A 16,032-nucleotide genomic window follows, 5' to 3' on the forward strand; every position below is an offset into this window, starting at 1 on the left:
ACGCGTCCGGCGTCAGCGGACCATCTCCCACACCAGTACCTCCGCCGCCGTAACCCCCACCGCGTCCAGATCCTTCGCGTCCGTGATCCGTGCCGCGTCCCCCGCCCCCAACTCCGCCCCGTCCAGCCGCACTTCGCCCCGCACCACATGCACGTACACGAACGCCCCGTCCGGCACCGCCGTCCGCTCCCCCGCCGACAGGCGGCGCACGTGCAGCATCGCGCCTGCCTCCGGGACCGCGTACGGCGTGGAGTCGGCGATGCCGTGGACGATCTCGTAGGCGGGGTCGCCGCCCGGCCGAAGCGGGGCCAGCCACATCTGGACGAAGGTCAGGGGCTCTTCCGCGTCGTTGCGCTCCACGTGCCGGACGCCCGCCGCCGCGCTCAGCCGCTGGACGTCGCCCGCCCGGACCGTGGTCTCGTGGCCCGCCGAGTCGCGATGCGTCAGCTCGCCCTCGACCACCCAGGTGACGATCTCGGTGTGGCTGTGCGGATGCTCGTCGAAGCCCGCGCCGGGCGCGAGCCGCTCCTCGTTGCAGGCGATCACCGCGCCGAAGCGGAGGTTGTCCGGGTCGTAGTGCGGGCCGAAGGAGAAGGCATGGTACGAGTCGATGCCTGCCGCGGGGTCGCCGCCTCGGTAGCGCTCCGCGGCGCGCCGTACGTCCATCACGTACCCCACGGTAGCGGTGCCCCGGCTACGCACACTCCCGTCCGGATAAGGCAGTCTTGTCCCCGTGCCCGAACCCGAAGCCAGCAAGCGTCCAGCCGTACCGCCCGCCGTTCATCCGCACTCCGCGACCCTGAAGCGGCTGGAGCAGTCCTCCGGATCTCTCGCCGCGCAGGCCATCGCGCGCATGGACGAGTCGCTGTCCTGGTACCGGGCGATGCCCCCGGAGAACCGTTCCTGGATCGGACTGGTGGCACAAGCCGGTATCGCCGCCTTTACCGAGTGGTTCCGGCATCCAGACGCCCCGCAGGCCATCTCCACCGATGTGTTCGGGACCGCTCCTCGCGAGCTGACCCGGGCCATCACGCTGCGGCAGACCGTCGAGATGGTGCGCACCACCATCGAGGTCATGGAGAGCGCGATCGACGAGGTCGCGGCTCCGGGGGACGAGGGGGTGCTGCGCGAGGCCCTGCTCGTCTACGCCCGCGAGATCGCCTTCGCCACCGCCCAGGTGTACGCCCAGGCCGCCGAGGCACGCGGTGCCTGGGACGCCAGGCTGGAGTCGCTGGTCGTCAACGCCGTGCTCAGCGGCGAGGCCGACGAAGGCGCGGTGAGCAGGGCCGCGGCCCTCGGGTGGAACGCGCCCGAGCATGTGTGTGTGGTGCTGGGTACGGCTCCCGACGGGGACTCCGAGCTGACGGTGGAAGCGATTCGGCGGGCTGCCCGGCACGCCAAGCTGCAGGTCCTCACCGGTGTGCTCGGGGACCGGCTCGTCGTGATCGCCGGTGGCAGCGACAATCCCATCGGTGTCGCCAAGTCGCTGATCGGGCCTTATGCCGCGGGGCCGGTGGTCGCCGGGCCCGTCGTACCGGATCTGCTCGCCGCCACCCGGTCCGCGCAGGCCGCGGCCGCCGGGCTCAAGGCCTGTTCCGCCTGGCAGGACGCCCCGCGCCCGGTCCTGGCGGACGACCTGCTTCCGGAACGGGCCATCGCCGGGGATCCGAGTGCGCGCGAGCAGTTGGTGGAGGAGATCTACAGACCGCTGGAGGAGGCGGGGTCCGCGCTTCTGGAGACGCTCTCCGTCTATCTCGAACAGGCGAGCAGTCTGGAGGGCGCGGCCCGGATGCTCTTCGTGCATCCGAACACCGTGCGCTACCGGCTTCGACGTGTGACTGACGTCACCGGCTGGTCACCCTCGGATGTACGTTCGGCGTTCACGTTGCGGATCGCGCTGATCCTGGGGCGTCTGGCCGATGGAGATCTCCCGGCCTAGGCTTTTGTCGGGGGCCCACAAAACCCCCTCGTGTTCTTCGTCCCTGTCCCCACGGGCGGCCGTGGCCGTCCACAAGAGAGAGTGTGAGAGTGCTCGTACTCGTCGCTCCCGGCCAGGGCGCCCAGACGCCCGGCTTCCTGACTCCCTGGCTCGACCTCCCCGGTGCCGCCGACCGCGTCGCCGCGTGGTCGGACGCCATCGGCCTGGACCTCGCCCACTACGGCACCCAGGCCGACGCCGACGCCATTCGGGACACGGCTGTCGCCCAGCCGCTCCTCGTCGCGGCCGGGATCCTGTCCGCCGCGGCACTCGGTGACATCTCCGACATCGCGCCGGGCGCCGTCGCCGGACATTCCGTCGGTGAGATCACCGCCGCCGCCTTCGCCGGTGTCCTCGACGACACCGCCGCGCTGGCCCTCGTACGCAGGCGTGGTCTGGCGATGGCCGAGGCCGCCGCGATCACCGGGACCGGCATGTCGGCGCTGCTCGGCGGCGACCCCGAGGTCTCCGTCGCGCACCTGGAGAAGCTCGGCCTGACCCCGGCGAACGTGAACGGCGCGGGCCAGATCGTCGCCGCGGGCACCCTGGAGCAGCTCGCCGCGCTGAACGAGGAGCCCCCGGCGGGCGTCCGCAAGGTCATCGCCCTGAAGGTGGCCGGCGCCTTCCACACGCACCACATGGCCCCCGCGGTCGACGCGCTGGCCAAGGCCGCCGCCGATCTGACGCCGGGCGACCCGACGGTCACGTATGTCTCGAACAAGGACGGGCAGACGGTCGCCACCGGCGCCGAGGTGCTGGAGCGCCTGGTCGGCCAGGTCGCCAACCCGGTCCGCTGGGACCTGTGCATGGAGACGTTCAAGGAGCTCGGCGCGACCGCGATCATCGAGGTCTCCCCCGGTGGCACGCTGGTCGGCCTCGCCAAGCGCGCGCTGCCGGGCGTGAAGACGCTCGCGCTCAAGACCCCCGACGACCTCGACGCGGCTCGCGATCTCATCGCCGAGCACAGTGCCTGAGAAGGAGCCCGAGAGCATGTCGAAGATCAAGCCCAGCAAGGGCGCCCCGTACGCGCGCATCCTCGGTGTGGGCGGCTACCGCCCCGTCCGCGTGGTGCCGAACGAGGTGATCCTCGAGACGATCGACTCCTCCGACGAGTGGATCCGTTCGCGCTCCGGCATCGAGACCCGGCACTGGGCGAACGACCAGGAGACCGTCGCCGCGATGTCCATCGAGGCGTCCGGCAAGGCGATCGCCGACGCCGGGATCTCCGCCGAGCAGATCGGCGGCGTGATCGTCTCGACCGTCTCGCACTTCAAGCAGACCCCGGCCGTCGCGACCGAGATCGCCGACAAGCTGGGCACGAACAAGGCCGCCGCGTTCGACATCTCGGCGGGCTGCGCGGGCTTCGGTTACGGCCTCACGCTCGCCAAGGGCATGATCGTCGAGGGCTCCGCGGAGTACGTCCTCGTCATCGGCGTGGAGCGGCTGTCCGACCTCACCGACCTCGAGGACCGGGCCACCGCCTTCCTGTTCGGCGACGGCGCGGGCGCGGTCGTGGTGGGCCCGGCGAAGGAGCCGGCGATCGGCCCGACCGTCTGGGGCTCCGAGGGCGACAAGTCGGAGACCATCAAGCAGACCGTGGCGTGGACCGAGTACGACTCCACGGGCAAGTTCCCTGCGATCACGCAGGAGGGCCAGGCGGTGTTCCGCTGGGCCGTGTTCGAGATGGCGAAGGTCGCCCAGCAGGCGCTGGACGCGGCCGGAATCAGCGCGAACGACCTGGACGTCTTCATTCCCCACCAGGCCAACGAGCGGATCATCGACTCGATGGTGAAGACGCTGAAACTGCCGGAGCACGTCACGGTCGCGCGTGACGTACGCACCACCGGCAACACCTCGGCCGCCTCGATCCCGCTCGCGATGGAGCGGCTTCTGGCGACCGGTGAGGCGAAGAGCGGCGACACCGCGCTCGTCATCGGCTTCGGGGCGGGTCTCGTCTACGCCGCGACTGTCGTTACCCTCCCCTAGGCACTCCGTGCCGGATCACACGTCCGGTACGGGAGCATCACTGCCAAACCCTCTGGATCACAAAGAAGGAGCGCCTGACATGGCCGCCACTCAGGAAGAGATCGTCGCCGGTCTCGCCGACATCGTGAACGAGATCGCCGGCATCCCGGTTGAGGACGTCCAGCTGGACAAGTCCTTCACCGACGACCTGGACGTCGACTCGCTGTCCATGGTCGAGGTCGTCGTCGCCGCCGAAGAGCGCTTCGACGTCAAGATCCCGGACGAGGACGTCAAGAACCTCAAGACGGTCGGCGACGCGACCGACTACATCCTCAAGCACCAGGCCTGAGTTCACCCTCTAGGCCCCGGCTGCCTGGCCCCGCCACCCGGCGGTGGCGCCGTTTGATCCCCGTAATTGGAGAAAGATTTCCCGTGAGCCCGACCAATCGCACCGTGGTCGTCACCGGTATCGGCGCAACCACACCGCTGGGTGGCGACGCAGCCTCTACCTGGGAGGGCCTGATCGCCGGCAAGTCCGGTGTGAAGCCCCTGGAGCAGGAGTGGGCCGCCGAGCAGGCGGTCCGTATCGCGGCGCCGGTCGCCGTGGAGCCCACCGAGGTCATCCCGCGGCCGCAGGCCCGCCGCCTGGACCGCTCGGCGCAGTTCGCGCTGGTCGCGGCCAAGGAGGCCTGGGCGGACGCCGGTTTCACCGACAAGGCGGGCGAGGACGGCAACGTCGACCCCGACCGCCTCGGCGCGGTCATCGCCTCCGGCATCGGTGGCGTGACGACCCTCCTCGACCAGTACGACGTGCTCAAGGAGAAGGGCGTCCGCCGCGTCTCCCCGCACACCGTCCCCATGCTGATGCCGAACGGCCCCTCGGCCAACGTGGGTCTGCTGGTGGGCGCCCGGGCGGGCGTGCACACGCCGGTCTCCGCGTGCGCCTCCGGCGCCGAGGCCATCGGCTACGCCATCGAGATGATCCGCACCGGCCGCGCCGACGTGGTCGTCGCGGGTGGCACCGAGGCGGCCATCCACCCGCTGCCCATCGCCGCGTTCGGCAACATGATGGCGATGTCCAAGAACAACGAGAACCCCGAGGGTGCCTCGCGTCCCTACGACACCGCCCGTGACGGCTTCGTCCTCGGCGAGGGCGCGGGCGTCGTGGTCCTGGAGTCCGCCGAGCACGCCGCCAAGCGCGGTGCGCGGGTGTACGCCGAGGCGGTCGGGCAGGGCATCTCCGCCGACGGCCACGACATCGTGCAGCCGGAGCCGGAGGGTCGCGGCATCTCGGCCGCGCTGCAGCACCTGATGGAGGGCACCGACCTGGACCCGGCGGAGATCGTGCACGTCAACGCGCACGCGACGTCGACACCGGCCGGTGACATCGCCGAGCTGAAGGCGCTGCGCAAGGTGTTCGGCGACGACGCGGACCACATGGCGGTCTCCGCGACGAAGTCGATGACCGGTCACCTGCTCGGCGGCGCCGGCGGCATCGAGACGGTCGCGACCGTGCTCGCCCTGTACCACCGGGTGGCTCCGCCGACCATCAACGTCGAGAACCTCGACCCGGAGGCGGAGGCCAACGCGGACGTCGTCCGCGGCGAAGCCCGCAAGCTGCCCGTGGAGGGCCGCATCGCCGCGCTGAACGACTCGTTCGGCTTCGGCGGGCACAACGTGGTGCTGGCGTTCCGCACGATCTGAGAATCGCTCGTACGCAACTGAAGGGCCCCCACCGGTCGGTGGGGGCCCTTCGGTGTGTACTCGGTGTGTACGGAAGCTCAGACGACCTGGTGCAGCCAGCGCACCGGCGCTCCCTCGCCCGCGTACCGGAACGGCTCCAGCTCGTCGTCCCACGGCTTGCCCAGGAGCTTGGCGATCTCCGCCTCCAGGTCGGTCTCGCCGCGCTGGGAGCGGGTCAGAGCCGCCCGTAGGCGGTCCTCCGGGATCAGGATGTCGCCGTGGATGCCGGTGACCGCGTGGAAGATGCCGAGGTCGGGGGTGCAGCTGTAGCGCTCGCCCTCGGCCTTGGCGCAGGGCTCGGCCGTGACCTCGAAGCGGAGCAGGTGCCAGCCTCTGAGGGCCGACGCCAGTTTGGAGGCGGTGCCGACCTCGCCCTGCCAGGAGAACTCCGAGCGCCAGGTGCCGGGTGCGGCCGGCTGCCGGATCCAGTCGAGGTTGACGCGCGTGCCGAGCACTCCGGCGACGGCCCACTCGACGTGCGGGCACAGCGCGCGCGGAGCGGAGTGCACGTACAGAACTCCACGTGTCGTCACCGGGACCTCCGGGCAGAACAGGACGATCTTGCGAACTGGCGGACGGTGTGGCCGGGCAGCCACGTTGATGGCGAGGCTACCGTGCGGCGGCGCAAGGAGTGTGACGTACCGTCGGTCCCGATGCGCCGAAACGCCCGCCATTCACCCGGCAGGACGCTTGTACGGGTGTGAACCGTTGCAGCGGACCGAGATCGGGAACTCTCGCGCGTTGTTATGGGAGGACACCTCCACATACGTCGACCGAGGGGAACAGCAGCGGATGCGGAAGCCTGGGGCTTTGCTCGCAAGCGTCGCGGCGACGGCCGTTCTGGGTGGTGCCGTCGGCTGTGACGCCGTCGGCGGCAACTCCGCCGGGCCGACCGGGGCCAAGGCGCACAGCGCGCGGACGACGGCGCCGGCGTGGGACGCGAGCCCGGCGTCGATCGCCGCCGTCGGGGACTCCATCACCCGCGGCTTCGACGCGTGCACGGTGCTGTCGGACTGCCCGGAGGTGTCCTGGGCGACCGGCACGAGCACCAAGGTCGACAGTCTCGCCGTAAGACTGCTGGGGAAGGCGAAGGCGGCCGAGGCCAGCTGGAACTACGCGGTGACCGGGGCGCGGATGGCCGATCTGCCCGGGCAGATGGCGCGGGCGGCGGCGAGGAAGCCGCAGTTGGTGACGGTGATGGTCGGAGCGAATGACGCGTGCCGGTCGTCGACCTCGGCGATGACCTCGGTGGCCGAGTTCCGGGCCGACTTCGAGGACGCGCTGGGCACCCTGCGTGACGATCTGCCGAAGGCGCAGGTGTACGTGGCGAGCGTGCCGAACCTGAAGCGGCTGTGGTCCCAGGGGCGGACCAACGAGCTGGGCAAGCAGGTGTGGAAGCTCGGGATCTGCCCGTCGATGCTGGGCGACGCGGACGCGCTGGACTCGGCGGCGACCCTGCGGCGGGACACCGTGCAGAAGCGGGTGGAGGCGTACAACGGGGTGCTGAAGGAGGTGTGCGGGAAGGACCGGCGGTGCCGGTTCGACGGGGGCGCGGTGTACGACTACCGGTTCGGGACCGACCAGTTGAGCCACTGGGACTGGTTCCATCCGAGTGTGAACGGTCAGGCGCGGCTCGCGGAGATCGCCTACCGCGCCGTCACGGCGAAGGAGTCGTGAGCCGGACAGGCCGGTGACCTAGAGTTCCGCTCATGAGCGAACACTTCGGCACACTTTCCGACGGCACCCCGGTGCACCGCTGGACCCTGGAGCGGGCCGGCGTGCGGGTGCGGATCCTGTCGTATGGCGGCATCGTGCAGTCGGTGGAGGTCCCGGACCGGGACGGCCGTACCGGGAACGTGGTGCTGGGGTTCGCCGAGCTGGACGGATATCTGAGCTGCCCGGGGCCTTACTTCGGGGCCCTGATCGGCCGGTACGCCAACCGGATCGCCGGTGGCCGCTTCCCGCTGGACGGCGTGACGTACGCCCTGGAGCCCAACAACGCGCCCAACTCCCTGCACGGCGGCGGGCGCGGCTTCGACAAGCGGGTGTGGGACGTGACGCCGGTGGCGGACGGGGTACGGCTGTCGCGGGTGAGCGAGCACGGGGAGGAGGGCTTCCCGGGGCGCCTCGACGTCTCGGCGACCTACACGCTCGACGACACCGGCTCGCTGCGGATCGCGTACGAGGCGGTGACCGACGCGCCGACCGTCGTGAACCTGACGAACCACTCGTACTGGAACCTGGCCGGCTCCGGCCACGCGGGCGGCCATGAACTGCGGCTCGACGCCTCCCGCTACACCCCCGTCGACGCCGACCTGATCCCGACCGGCGAGCTCGCCGAGGTGGCGGGGACGCGCTTCGACTTCCGGGAGACGAGGAAGGTCGGCTCCGGGTACGACCACAACTTCGTGCTGACCGGCGGGGTCACCCAGACGCCGCGCGAGGTGGCCGAGCTGCACGACCCGGCGTCCGGCCGCGTCCTGACCGTGACGACCACCGAGCCCGGCCTCCAGCTGTACACCGCCGACCACCTGCCCGAGCCCTTCGCCCCCGGCGACGGCGTGGCGCTGGAGACCCAGCACTTCCCGGACTCCCCGAACCAGCCGGACTTCCCGGGGACGGTACTGCGGCCGGGCGGGGTGTTCCGCTCGACGACCGTGTACGGCTTCACGACCCGGTAGCCGGGCCCTGGGAACACACGAGCCCCGGTCCAGGGGTCAGGTCCCGGACCGGGGCTGTTCGTGGGGGTTCTTGTCCCGGATCAGACGTTAATAGTCGCGGTGAGGCGGCGGTCCGTGATCGAGCGGCTGACCTGGATCTCGTACGAACCCTTCACAAACGACCAGGCACGCGCCGTCTCGTCCCAGACCTCGAAGGCGCGCCGGGGCAGTTCGACGACGGCTTCGACGACCTCCCCCGGGCCCGCCTCCACACCCGCGAACCCGGCCAGCCAGCGCACCGGACGCCCCGCGTCCGCCTCCCCCGGCGCCAGGTACACCTGCACGACCTCCCGCCCCGCCCGCTCCCCGGAGTTGCGCACGCGCACCCGGACCGTGGTGCCTTCGACCTCCGCCGACTCATAGGTCCAGTCGGTGTAGCCGAGGCCGTGCCCGAAGGGGTACGAGGGGGTCCGGCCCTCCTTCTCCCAGGCGCGGTAGCCGATGAAGACGTCCTCGGTGTACGGCAGTTCGCCGTCGGCCGGGGTCACCTGTGTCACCGGGGCGTCGGACAGGGAGCCCCAGGTGGTGGGGAGCCGGCCGCCCGGCTCGTGCGCGCCGGTCAGCACGTCGGCCAGGGCCGCGCCGCCCTCCTGGCCGGGGAACCAGCTGAGCAGTACGGCGGCGACCTCGTCCCGCCACGGGAGTTCGACCGGGGAGCCGGAGTTCACGACCACCACCGTGTTCGGGTTGGCGGCGGCGACGGCGCGGACCAGTTCGTCCTGGCGGCCGGGGAGGGCGAGGTCCCCCCGGTCGAAGCCCTCGGACTCGACGCGGTCGGTGGTGGCGACCACGACGACGGCGGTGTCGGCGGCGCGGGCGGCCTCGACGGCCTCGGCGATCAGCTCGTCGGGGTCGCGCTGCGGCTCCTGGTGGGCCAGGGCGAAGGCGACGACCTTGAAGGGGATCTCCTCGGGGAGCGCGAAGACGTAGGTGAGGGAGACGTCGACCGGTTCGCCGGCGGTGAGTTCGGCCTGGGCGCGGGGTACCGGGGAGCCGAAGAAGGCCTCGAAGGGGTCGCTGTCGTCGGCGGGGCGCTGGACGTCGTCGTAGTACGTGGTGCCGTCCACGGCGAGGGTGAAGTGGCCTGTGCCCTTGATGCCGAAGGTGTGCGGGCCGGAGTCGCGCGGGGTGAAGGTGCCGGTCAGCTCGACGGTGTGCAGGCGGTCGTGGGTGACGCCCTCGGGGAGGTCGGTGCCCATCCACTGGAGCTGGCCGTTGGGGGCGGAGCCGGTGCCGATGACGTTCCCGTCGGCGTCCCGGCAGACCGCCCTGAGGCTGAACCCCTTGTCGGCGACGGCGAGTTCGGTGTTGGGGTCGGCGCCGACGGCGTAGGTGACATCGGGCAGGACGGCGGTGAGGCCGTCGAGCGGGGAGACGATCCGGGCCGGGAAGACGGTGGCCGAGCCGCCGCCGAGGACCCGGGCGTCGCGGGCGGCGGCGCCGATGAGGGCGACGGTGCCGGGCTTCAGGGGCAGGGCCCTGTCGCCGTTCTCGACGGTGGTGTCGTTCTTGACGGTGGTGTCGTTCTTGACGAGGACGAAGGCGCGGCGGGCGATCTCGCGGGCCAGGGCCTCGCCGTCGACCGTCGCCGGGAGTTCGGTGACGGCCGGTTCGGCGCCTTCCAGGGCGCCCACGCGGGCGGCGAGCCGCAGGACGTTGCGGACGGCCTCGTCGACCGTCGGCTCCTCGACCTTCCCGTCGCGGACGGCCTGGGCGAGGGCCTCGCCGTAGACGGTCTTCGGCCCCGGCATGGCGACGTCGAGCCCGCCCTCGACGGCACCGACCGTCGAGCGCCCGGCCATCCAGTCGGAGACGTTGTAGCCGTCGAAGCCCCACTCGCCGCGCAGCACCTCGTTCACGAGATACCGGTGCTCGGTCATCGTCGTGCCGTTGACCGTGTTGTAGGCGGTCATGATGCCCCACGGGTGGGCGTTCTCGACGATGATCTCGAAGGGGCTCAAGTAGAGCTCGCGCAGGGCGCGTTCGCTCACCAGGTTGTTCACCGTGAAGCGGTCGGTCTCGGCGTCGTTGGCGACGAAGTGCTTGACGGTGGTGCCGACGCCGCCTTCCTGTACGCCCGTCACGTACCCCGCGCCGATGTGTCCCGTCAGGTACGGGTCCTCGCTGTACGCCTCGAAGTGCCGTCCGCCGAGCGGGGAGCGATGGAGGTTGACCGTCGGGGCGAGCAGCACATGCACGCCCTTGCGGCGGGCCTCCTGGGCGAGCAGGGTGCCGGCGCGGCGGGCGAGCGCCGGGTCCCAGGTGGCGGCGAGGGCGGTCGGGGAGGGCAGGGCGATCGACGGGTCGTCGGCGGTCCAGCGCACGCCCCGGACACCGATCGGCCCGTCGGACATGACGAGGGACTGCAGGCCGATCTCCGGCAGTTCGGGCAGCGACCACATGTCCTGGCCGGCCAGCAGCCGGGCCTTCGCGTCCAGGTCCAGCTTGCCGAGGGCCGCCTCCACGGCCGCCGCACGGGCCTGATCGGCCGGGTTTCCCGGGGTAGCCGCCATCGCGGTGCCTCCTCGTCGAGTCATGTCGTCCTGGCACCCATCGTGCACCCGCTACCTGTAACGCGGTAGGTTTCGTTATCGTGCCGTAATAATCACAGAACTCGGATGCCGTACGGTGACGCCATGAACGCCAGGGTCAGGAGCGAGGAGCGGCGCGCGGAGATAGTCCGGGCGGCGCTGGAAGTGATCGCCGAGCGCGGTTACCGGGGCGCGAGCCTGGCCGCGGTGGCGGAGCGGGTCGGGCTCACCCAGCAGGGGCTGCTGCACCACTTCCCGACCAAGGAGGCGCTGCTCGTCGCGGTGCTGGAGGAACGGGACCAGTGGGACGCCGTACCGGCGACGCAGTGGCGGGTCGATCTCCTCGCCTCCCTCGTCGAGTACAACGCGATGCGCCCCGGCATCATCCAGACCTTCTCGGCGCTGCTGGGCGAGAGCGTGACGGAGGGGCACCCGGCGCGCGGGTACTTCACGGACCGCTACCGCCAGGTGCGGGAGAGCATGGCGGCGGTCCTGCGCACCGAGTACGGCGACCGCCTCCCGAACGGCCTGACCCCGGAACGCACGGCCCCTCTGCTGGTCGCGGTGATGGACGGCCTCCAGTACCAGTGGCTGCTGGACCCGGAGTCGGTGGACATGCCGGGCGCGTTCCGGGACTTCCTCAGCCTGCTGGGCGAGAGCGTGGAGTGACGGCGACGACTTCGACCTCCACCAGCGCCTCCGGCCGGAACAGCCGCGGTACCTCGAAGGTCATGCTGGTCGGTGGGGTGCCGGTGAGGAACTGCCTTCGTACGGTCCCGTATTCGGCGAGCTTGGTGATGTCGGTCAGGTAGGTGCGGATGTTGATGATGTCCGCCAGGGTCGCGCCGTGGGCCCTCAGGAGGACGTCGATCGTTTCGAAGACGCCGCGTGACTGATCCGCCAGTGTCTCGCCCTCGGCTATCTGGCCGGAGAGGAACAACAGGGCGCCGCCGTCGGCGTGTTCGACGCGGGCGACCTGGGAGTAGTACGGGGTCAGGGGCTGGGGTGCGCCGGCGGGGTTGCCCAGGGTGATCTGCATGCCTCTGACGCTAGGTCGGCCGCTGTGATGCCACAAGCGAATGTCTAGCATGGCTGACATGCCAAACCCGCATCACTCGCAGCGCGAACCGGAGTTGTCCACCGTGTGGTTGCGGGCGTTCCTCGATGTCGCCCGGCACGGGTCCTTCACCGGGGCCGCGCGGGGGCTCGGGTGGACCCAGTCGGCCGTGTCGCGGCAGATCGCCTCGCTGGAGCAGGCGTTGGGGGGCGGCCCGCTCTTCGACCGGCTGCCCCGCGGGGTGCGGCTCACCGAGGCCGGGCGGGTGCTCGTGCCGTACGCGGAGACCGTCACCGACGCCCTGCACGGCGCCGGACGTGAGCTGGCCGCGTTGCGTGAAGTGGCGGGCGGGCGGCTGCGGTTCGGGGCCTTCCCCACCGCCGACGCGGCGCTGGTCCCGCACGCCCTCGCCGCCTTCCGCGCCCGTCACCCCCGCGTCCGCCTCTCCCGCGAGGAGGGCCTCACCCCACGCCTCCTGGACCGGCTGACCGCCGGCCACCTCGACCTCGCGGTCGTCTCCACGACACCGGGCGCGCCCCTGGAGTCGTACGACCTGCACCACCTCCTCGACGAGTCCCTGTACGTCGCCGTCCCCGCCGGCCACCCCCTCACCGGGTCCGGCCCCGTCCGGCTCGGCCGGCTCGCCGACGCCGACTGGATCTCCGGCGGCCCCCGCCCCGAGGGCACGCTCCTCGACGCGGCCGTGCGCCAGGGCTTCCGCCCGCGCATCGCGCACGTCGTCGGCGAGTGGACCGCCAAACAGGGGTACGTCGCCGCGGGCCTCGGCGTGGCCCTGGTCCCGGCGCTCGCCGCGGAGTCGGTCCGCCCGGACGTCGTCCTGCTGCCGGTGCTCGACGAAGGTGCCCCGGCCCGGGCGGTGTACGCGGCGACGGCCCGCGGGCGGACGCCGGCCCCGGCGGCCGAGGCCTTCGTCGGGGCGCTGCGGGAGGCGGCCGGGAAGATCCCCGCCTAGGCCCTGCCGGACAGGCCCCGAGTCCCACCCCATGGCGTAGACCACTTCCGTCACGCGATACTGCGTCCGTCCGCACCACGCTCCCCCACCACGGCGACGGAAGGACTCAACTCCCTTGAATTCCCTACGTGTTCGGATCATCGTCCTCGGACTGGCCCTCACCGCGGGGCTCTCCGCCCCCGCCACGGCCACGGCCACTGCGGCCGAGAGTCCCGCTCCCTCCCCCACCGTCGAGGAACAGCGACTCGACAAGGCCGTACCGCAGGAGATCCTCCGCCGGTCCGGGTTCGACGACGTGGCGCCGCGCCTGGAAGGGGAGTTGGGCGAGGCGCACTCCTACGCACAGGCCCGGCGGATCCTCGTGCACGAGGGGTCGGCGCTATGGCGGCGGGCCGTGGACCGGGCGCAGGGGCGTGGTCCGGCGGGCGGGGATCTGAGTCGGGACGACGACCGGCCGTTGTACTGGGCGCGGCTCGGGATGACGAGGGAAGTACGGACGTGGGAGCCGGAGTTCGGGCTCAGTGACGGTCAACGTGCGGCTCTGCTGGGCGAGTTGGAGAAGACCTCCCGCGGGCAGACCGACGTCCGCTATTCGCACGGAAAGAAGATGAGGCGGATCCTCGTCACCGGCTTCGACCCGTTCACGCTGGACCGGGACATCCGGATCTCCAATCCGTCCGGGGCGACCGCGCTCGCGCTCGACGGGAGCGTGATCCGGACGGCGGAAGGGCCGGCGCGGGTCGAGACCGTCGTATTCCCGGTGCGGTGGCAGGACTTCACCGACGGGACGGTGGAGCGGACGTTGCGGCCGTATCTGAAGAAGGTGGATCTGTTCACGACCGTGAGTCAGGGGCGGGTCGGGCGGTTCGACGTGGAGCGGACCAACGGGGCCTGGCGGGGCGGGTTTCCGGACAACGACAACATCGGGCGGACCGAGACCGTCCCGGTGAGCGATCCGGCCTCGCAGCCGCAGTGGACGACAACGACCTTGCCGTACAAGGAGATTGTGGCCGCGGACACGGGGCGTTTCCCGGTGTACGACCACACCGAGGTGACCGAGATACCGGCGGGAGGGACGGCCGCGGTGGTGCGGCCGGACGGGCCGACCGAGGGGTCCACGGCGCGTGCCGGGGGCGGCGGGAACTATCTCTCCAACGAGATCGCCTACCGCGCGACGCTGCTGCGCGACCGGCTCGGGCTGCACGACACGCTGCCGGGCGGGCATGTGCACACGCCGGTGCTCCAGTTCGGGGCGGGGAACACGGATCCGGCGACCGGGGCGGTGACCGATCCGGAGTTCGTGCAGAACCGGGTGGACATCATCGCTCAGGTGCGGTCGATCATCACCGTTGCGGCGGACGTGACCTTCAGGAAGTAGCCGGCTCGTCCTCGTCTTCGTCCTCGTCCTCGTCCTCGGTGATCTCCTCGCCCAGCAGGTCGCGGGCCATCAGCGTGGCGCCCGCGACCGCGCCGGGCATCAGGAACACCGCGACGAACGGCACCACGAAGGCGAGGGCCAGCGGGGTGCCGAAGCCCCAGACCAGGGTCCTGCGGGAGCGCAGGAGGGTGAGGCGGGCGCGGAGTTCGACGCCACGGCGCTGGAGGGCGACGGCGGCGAGTTCCTCGGTGAGGAAGAAGCCGGTGACGAAGAAGCCGAGCACCGGGACGACGGTCTGGCCGACCAGCGGGAGGAACCCGCAGGCGAAGAGCAGGATGCCCCAGAGCAGGGCGCGCACGAGGATGCGCAGGCTGTCGCGGGCCGAGATCCACAGCTCGCGCCAGAGCGGGAGGCCGGACTCGGGGGCGGTGCCGTCCGGGGAGACGTCGCGGTCGACCTTCTCGGAGAGGTTCTCGTAGAAGGGCTGGCCGATCAGGAGCGTTACGGCGGTGAAGGTGAGGACGGACAGGAGGAGGCCGAGGGCGAAGAGCACGGCGGTGAGGAAACCCCGGAAGAGGCCCTGCCAGGGGCTGGACCAGTCGTCGGCGAAGGGGGTCGCCCAGCCGACGAAGTCCTCGCCCCACATCGCCAGCGCGACGAGCGCCACCACATACAGAACGAGGGTTATCAGGCCCGGCAGCAGGCCGAAGCCGTACTGCTTGCCGTGGCGGGCTACCCAGCGTTGGCCCTTCAGGAGGTACGTGAAGCCTGCCCCAAGATCGCGCATGGGGAAGACTTTACCGGGGAGGGTTCGGCCTCGGTCATGCCGGTGAAACGGCGACCACGATTCCCTGGTCGCCCGCCGGTGACACCGCCGCCGACACCCGTACCGCCGCCGCCCTCGCGATGCGGCCCGCACGGTTGGCCGCTGCCAGCATCAGGGGCTGGAGTTGTTCCAGGGCCGACACCACCAGCTCCTCGCCGGCTATCAGCACCGGGCGGGCCGCCTTCGTCGTCGCCGCCGCTGCCTCCGTGAGGTCGGCCAGGGGTGGGAGGGTTGCCCGGACCACGCCCGCTCCGGCCGCCGCCGCGCGTTCCGCCAACGCCACCTGGAGCGGCATCAGAGGGGCCAGGGCTGCCGTCAACGCGTCGGCTATGCGGCGGAGTTCGGGGGACGAGTCCCGTAGGACGTCCGCCGCCGCCCGCAGAATCGGGGTCACGGCGAGCAGCGTGCCCGCCGCCACGCCCGCCGCGGCCGGCAGCAGCGGGGACGTCGCCTCCACCAGGTCGCCCATCGCGTCCGCGAACTCCTCGACCGCCGGTTCCACCGCGTCCAGGATCGGCAGGAGGCTGTCGCCGAGGGCGGTCAGGAGGGCCTGGGCCGGTTCGCTGACCGGGTGGACGGCTAGGGGGGCGCCGGTCGTGCCGAGGCGGGTCAGGGTGTCGACTATGCGGTAGAAGGCCTCCTGGGCCTGGGGCGACGCGCTCGCCTCGGCCAGTTCGGCCGTGGTCTCCCGCAGTACGCGCAGCACCTCCGCGCCGGAACCGTCCCTCGGGTCGAAGGTGTTGATCGCGATCCTGGTGATGTTCCCGGCCGTGTCCAGGAGTTGGCCGGTGATGTCGGTCGTGTTCCGTGCCATGCGCAGCACGTCGTCCCTGGTCGGGAGCGAAGGGATCGTTGCCATGG

16 protein-coding genes are annotated in these 16,032 nt (G+C 71.4%); 10 read left to right on the plus strand and 6 right to left on the minus strand.

The window, feature by feature from the left end; genetic code table 11:
- Nucleotides 1-12: 12 nt before the first annotated feature.
- Complete coding sequence (locus ACQEWB_RS15075) at nucleotides 13-666, minus strand: pirin family protein (RefSeq protein WP_432843823.1); 654 nt, start codon at nucleotides 664-666, stop codon at nucleotides 13-15.
- Nucleotides 667-733: 67 nt separating this feature from the next.
- Between ACQEWB_RS15075 and ACQEWB_RS15080 the strand changes: the two genes are divergently transcribed.
- The 5 genes from ACQEWB_RS15080 to ACQEWB_RS15100 all read left to right on the plus strand — a co-directional run bounded on the left by ACQEWB_RS15080 (nucleotide 734) and on the right by ACQEWB_RS15100 (nucleotide 5,647).
- Nucleotides 734-1,939 carry a PucR family transcriptional regulator gene (locus ACQEWB_RS15080; RefSeq protein WP_432831057.1) on the plus strand — a complete coding sequence of 402 codons (1,206 nt, stop codon included), beginning with the start codon at nucleotides 734-736 and terminating at the stop codon, nucleotides 1,937-1,939.
- 89 nt (nucleotides 1,940-2,028) lie between these two features.
- The gene (locus ACQEWB_RS15085) at nucleotides 2,029-2,952 is read left to right on the plus strand and encodes an ACP S-malonyltransferase (protein ID WP_432831059.1); all 924 of its coding nucleotides are present in this window, start codon (nucleotides 2,029-2,031) and stop codon (nucleotides 2,950-2,952) included.
- Between the two features lie 16 nt (nucleotides 2,953-2,968).
- Entirely contained in the window at nucleotides 2,969-3,964 is a 996-nt protein-coding gene (locus ACQEWB_RS15090) for a ketoacyl-ACP synthase III (protein ID WP_432831061.1), read from the plus strand.
- A 79-nt stretch (nucleotides 3,965-4,043) separates the two neighbouring features.
- Nucleotides 4,044-4,292: an acyl carrier protein gene (locus ACQEWB_RS15095; RefSeq protein ID WP_015660680.1), complete on the plus strand. Its 249-nt coding sequence runs from the start codon at nucleotides 4,044-4,046 to the stop codon at nucleotides 4,290-4,292.
- 83 nt (nucleotides 4,293-4,375) lie between these two features.
- Nucleotides 4,376-5,647 (plus strand): beta-ketoacyl-[acyl-carrier-protein] synthase family protein, encoded by a 1,272-nt coding sequence (locus ACQEWB_RS15100; protein WP_432831064.1) that lies wholly within the window; start codon nucleotides 4,376-4,378, stop codon nucleotides 5,645-5,647.
- Nucleotides 5,648-5,724: 77 nt separating this feature from the next.
- Here ACQEWB_RS15100 and ACQEWB_RS15105 read toward each other — a convergent pair whose 3' ends face one another.
- Nucleotides 5,725-6,219 (minus strand): DUF3145 domain-containing protein, encoded by a 495-nt coding sequence (locus ACQEWB_RS15105; protein ID WP_360517861.1) that lies wholly within the window; start codon nucleotides 6,217-6,219, stop codon nucleotides 5,725-5,727.
- 259 nt (nucleotides 6,220-6,478) lie between these two features.
- On the opposite strand from ACQEWB_RS15105, the gene ACQEWB_RS15110 reads away from it, so the two are divergent.
- On the plus strand, nucleotides 6,479-7,363 hold the full coding sequence (locus tag ACQEWB_RS15110; protein WP_432831066.1) for an SGNH/GDSL hydrolase family protein: 885 nt from the start codon (nucleotides 6,479-6,481) through the stop codon (nucleotides 7,361-7,363).
- A gap of 32 nt (nucleotides 7,364-7,395) precedes the next feature.
- Entirely contained in the window at nucleotides 7,396-8,367 is a 972-nt protein-coding gene (locus ACQEWB_RS15115) for an aldose epimerase family protein (RefSeq protein ID WP_432831068.1), read from the plus strand.
- Nucleotides 8,368-8,447: 80 nt separating this feature from the next.
- Here ACQEWB_RS15115 and ACQEWB_RS15120 read toward each other — a convergent pair whose 3' ends face one another.
- Entirely contained in the window at nucleotides 8,448-10,919 is a 2,472-nt protein-coding gene (locus ACQEWB_RS15120; protein WP_432831070.1) for a glycoside hydrolase family 3 protein, read from the minus strand.
- Nucleotides 10,920-11,024: 105 nt separating this feature from the next.
- Between ACQEWB_RS15120 and ACQEWB_RS15125 the strand changes: the two genes are divergently transcribed.
- A complete protein-coding gene (locus ACQEWB_RS15125; RefSeq protein WP_432831072.1) occupies nucleotides 11,025-11,606 on the plus strand; it encodes a TetR/AcrR family transcriptional regulator in 582 nt (193 codons plus the stop codon).
- On the opposite strand, the gene ACQEWB_RS15130 is transcribed toward ACQEWB_RS15125, so the two are convergent.
- The gene (locus ACQEWB_RS15130) at nucleotides 11,578-11,976 is read right to left on the minus strand and encodes a RidA family protein (protein WP_432831074.1); all 399 of its coding nucleotides are present in this window, start codon (nucleotides 11,974-11,976) and stop codon (nucleotides 11,578-11,580) included. The genes ACQEWB_RS15125 and ACQEWB_RS15130 overlap by 29 nt on opposite strands.
- 58 nt (nucleotides 11,977-12,034) lie before the next feature.
- Here ACQEWB_RS15130 and ACQEWB_RS15135 point away from each other — a divergent pair, with 58 nt between their 5' ends.
- The gene (locus ACQEWB_RS15135; RefSeq protein ID WP_432831076.1) at nucleotides 12,035-12,967 is read left to right on the plus strand and encodes a LysR family transcriptional regulator; all 933 of its coding nucleotides are present in this window, start codon (nucleotides 12,035-12,037) and stop codon (nucleotides 12,965-12,967) included.
- A gap of 115 nt (nucleotides 12,968-13,082) precedes the next feature.
- Nucleotides 13,083-14,345, plus strand: a complete 1,263-nt coding sequence (locus tag ACQEWB_RS15140) for a pyroglutamyl peptidase (protein ID WP_432831078.1) — start codon at nucleotides 13,083-13,085, stop codon at nucleotides 14,343-14,345.
- On the opposite strand, the gene ACQEWB_RS15145 is transcribed toward ACQEWB_RS15140, so the two are convergent.
- Nucleotides 14,335-15,132, minus strand: a complete 798-nt coding sequence (locus ACQEWB_RS15145) for an EI24 domain-containing protein (protein ID WP_432831080.1) — start codon at nucleotides 15,130-15,132, stop codon at nucleotides 14,335-14,337. The genes ACQEWB_RS15140 and ACQEWB_RS15145 overlap by 11 nt on opposite strands.
- Before the next feature lie 34 nt (nucleotides 15,133-15,166).
- A complete protein-coding gene (locus ACQEWB_RS15150) occupies nucleotides 15,167-16,030 on the minus strand; it encodes a hypothetical protein (RefSeq protein WP_432831082.1) in 864 nt (287 codons plus the stop codon).
- Between the last annotated feature and the right edge of the window lie 2 nt (nucleotides 16,031-16,032).

The sequence above is a fragment of the Streptomyces sp. CA-249302 genome (assembly GCF_050936785.1).
GTDB lineage: Bacteria > Actinomycetota > Actinomycetes > Streptomycetales > Streptomycetaceae > Streptomyces.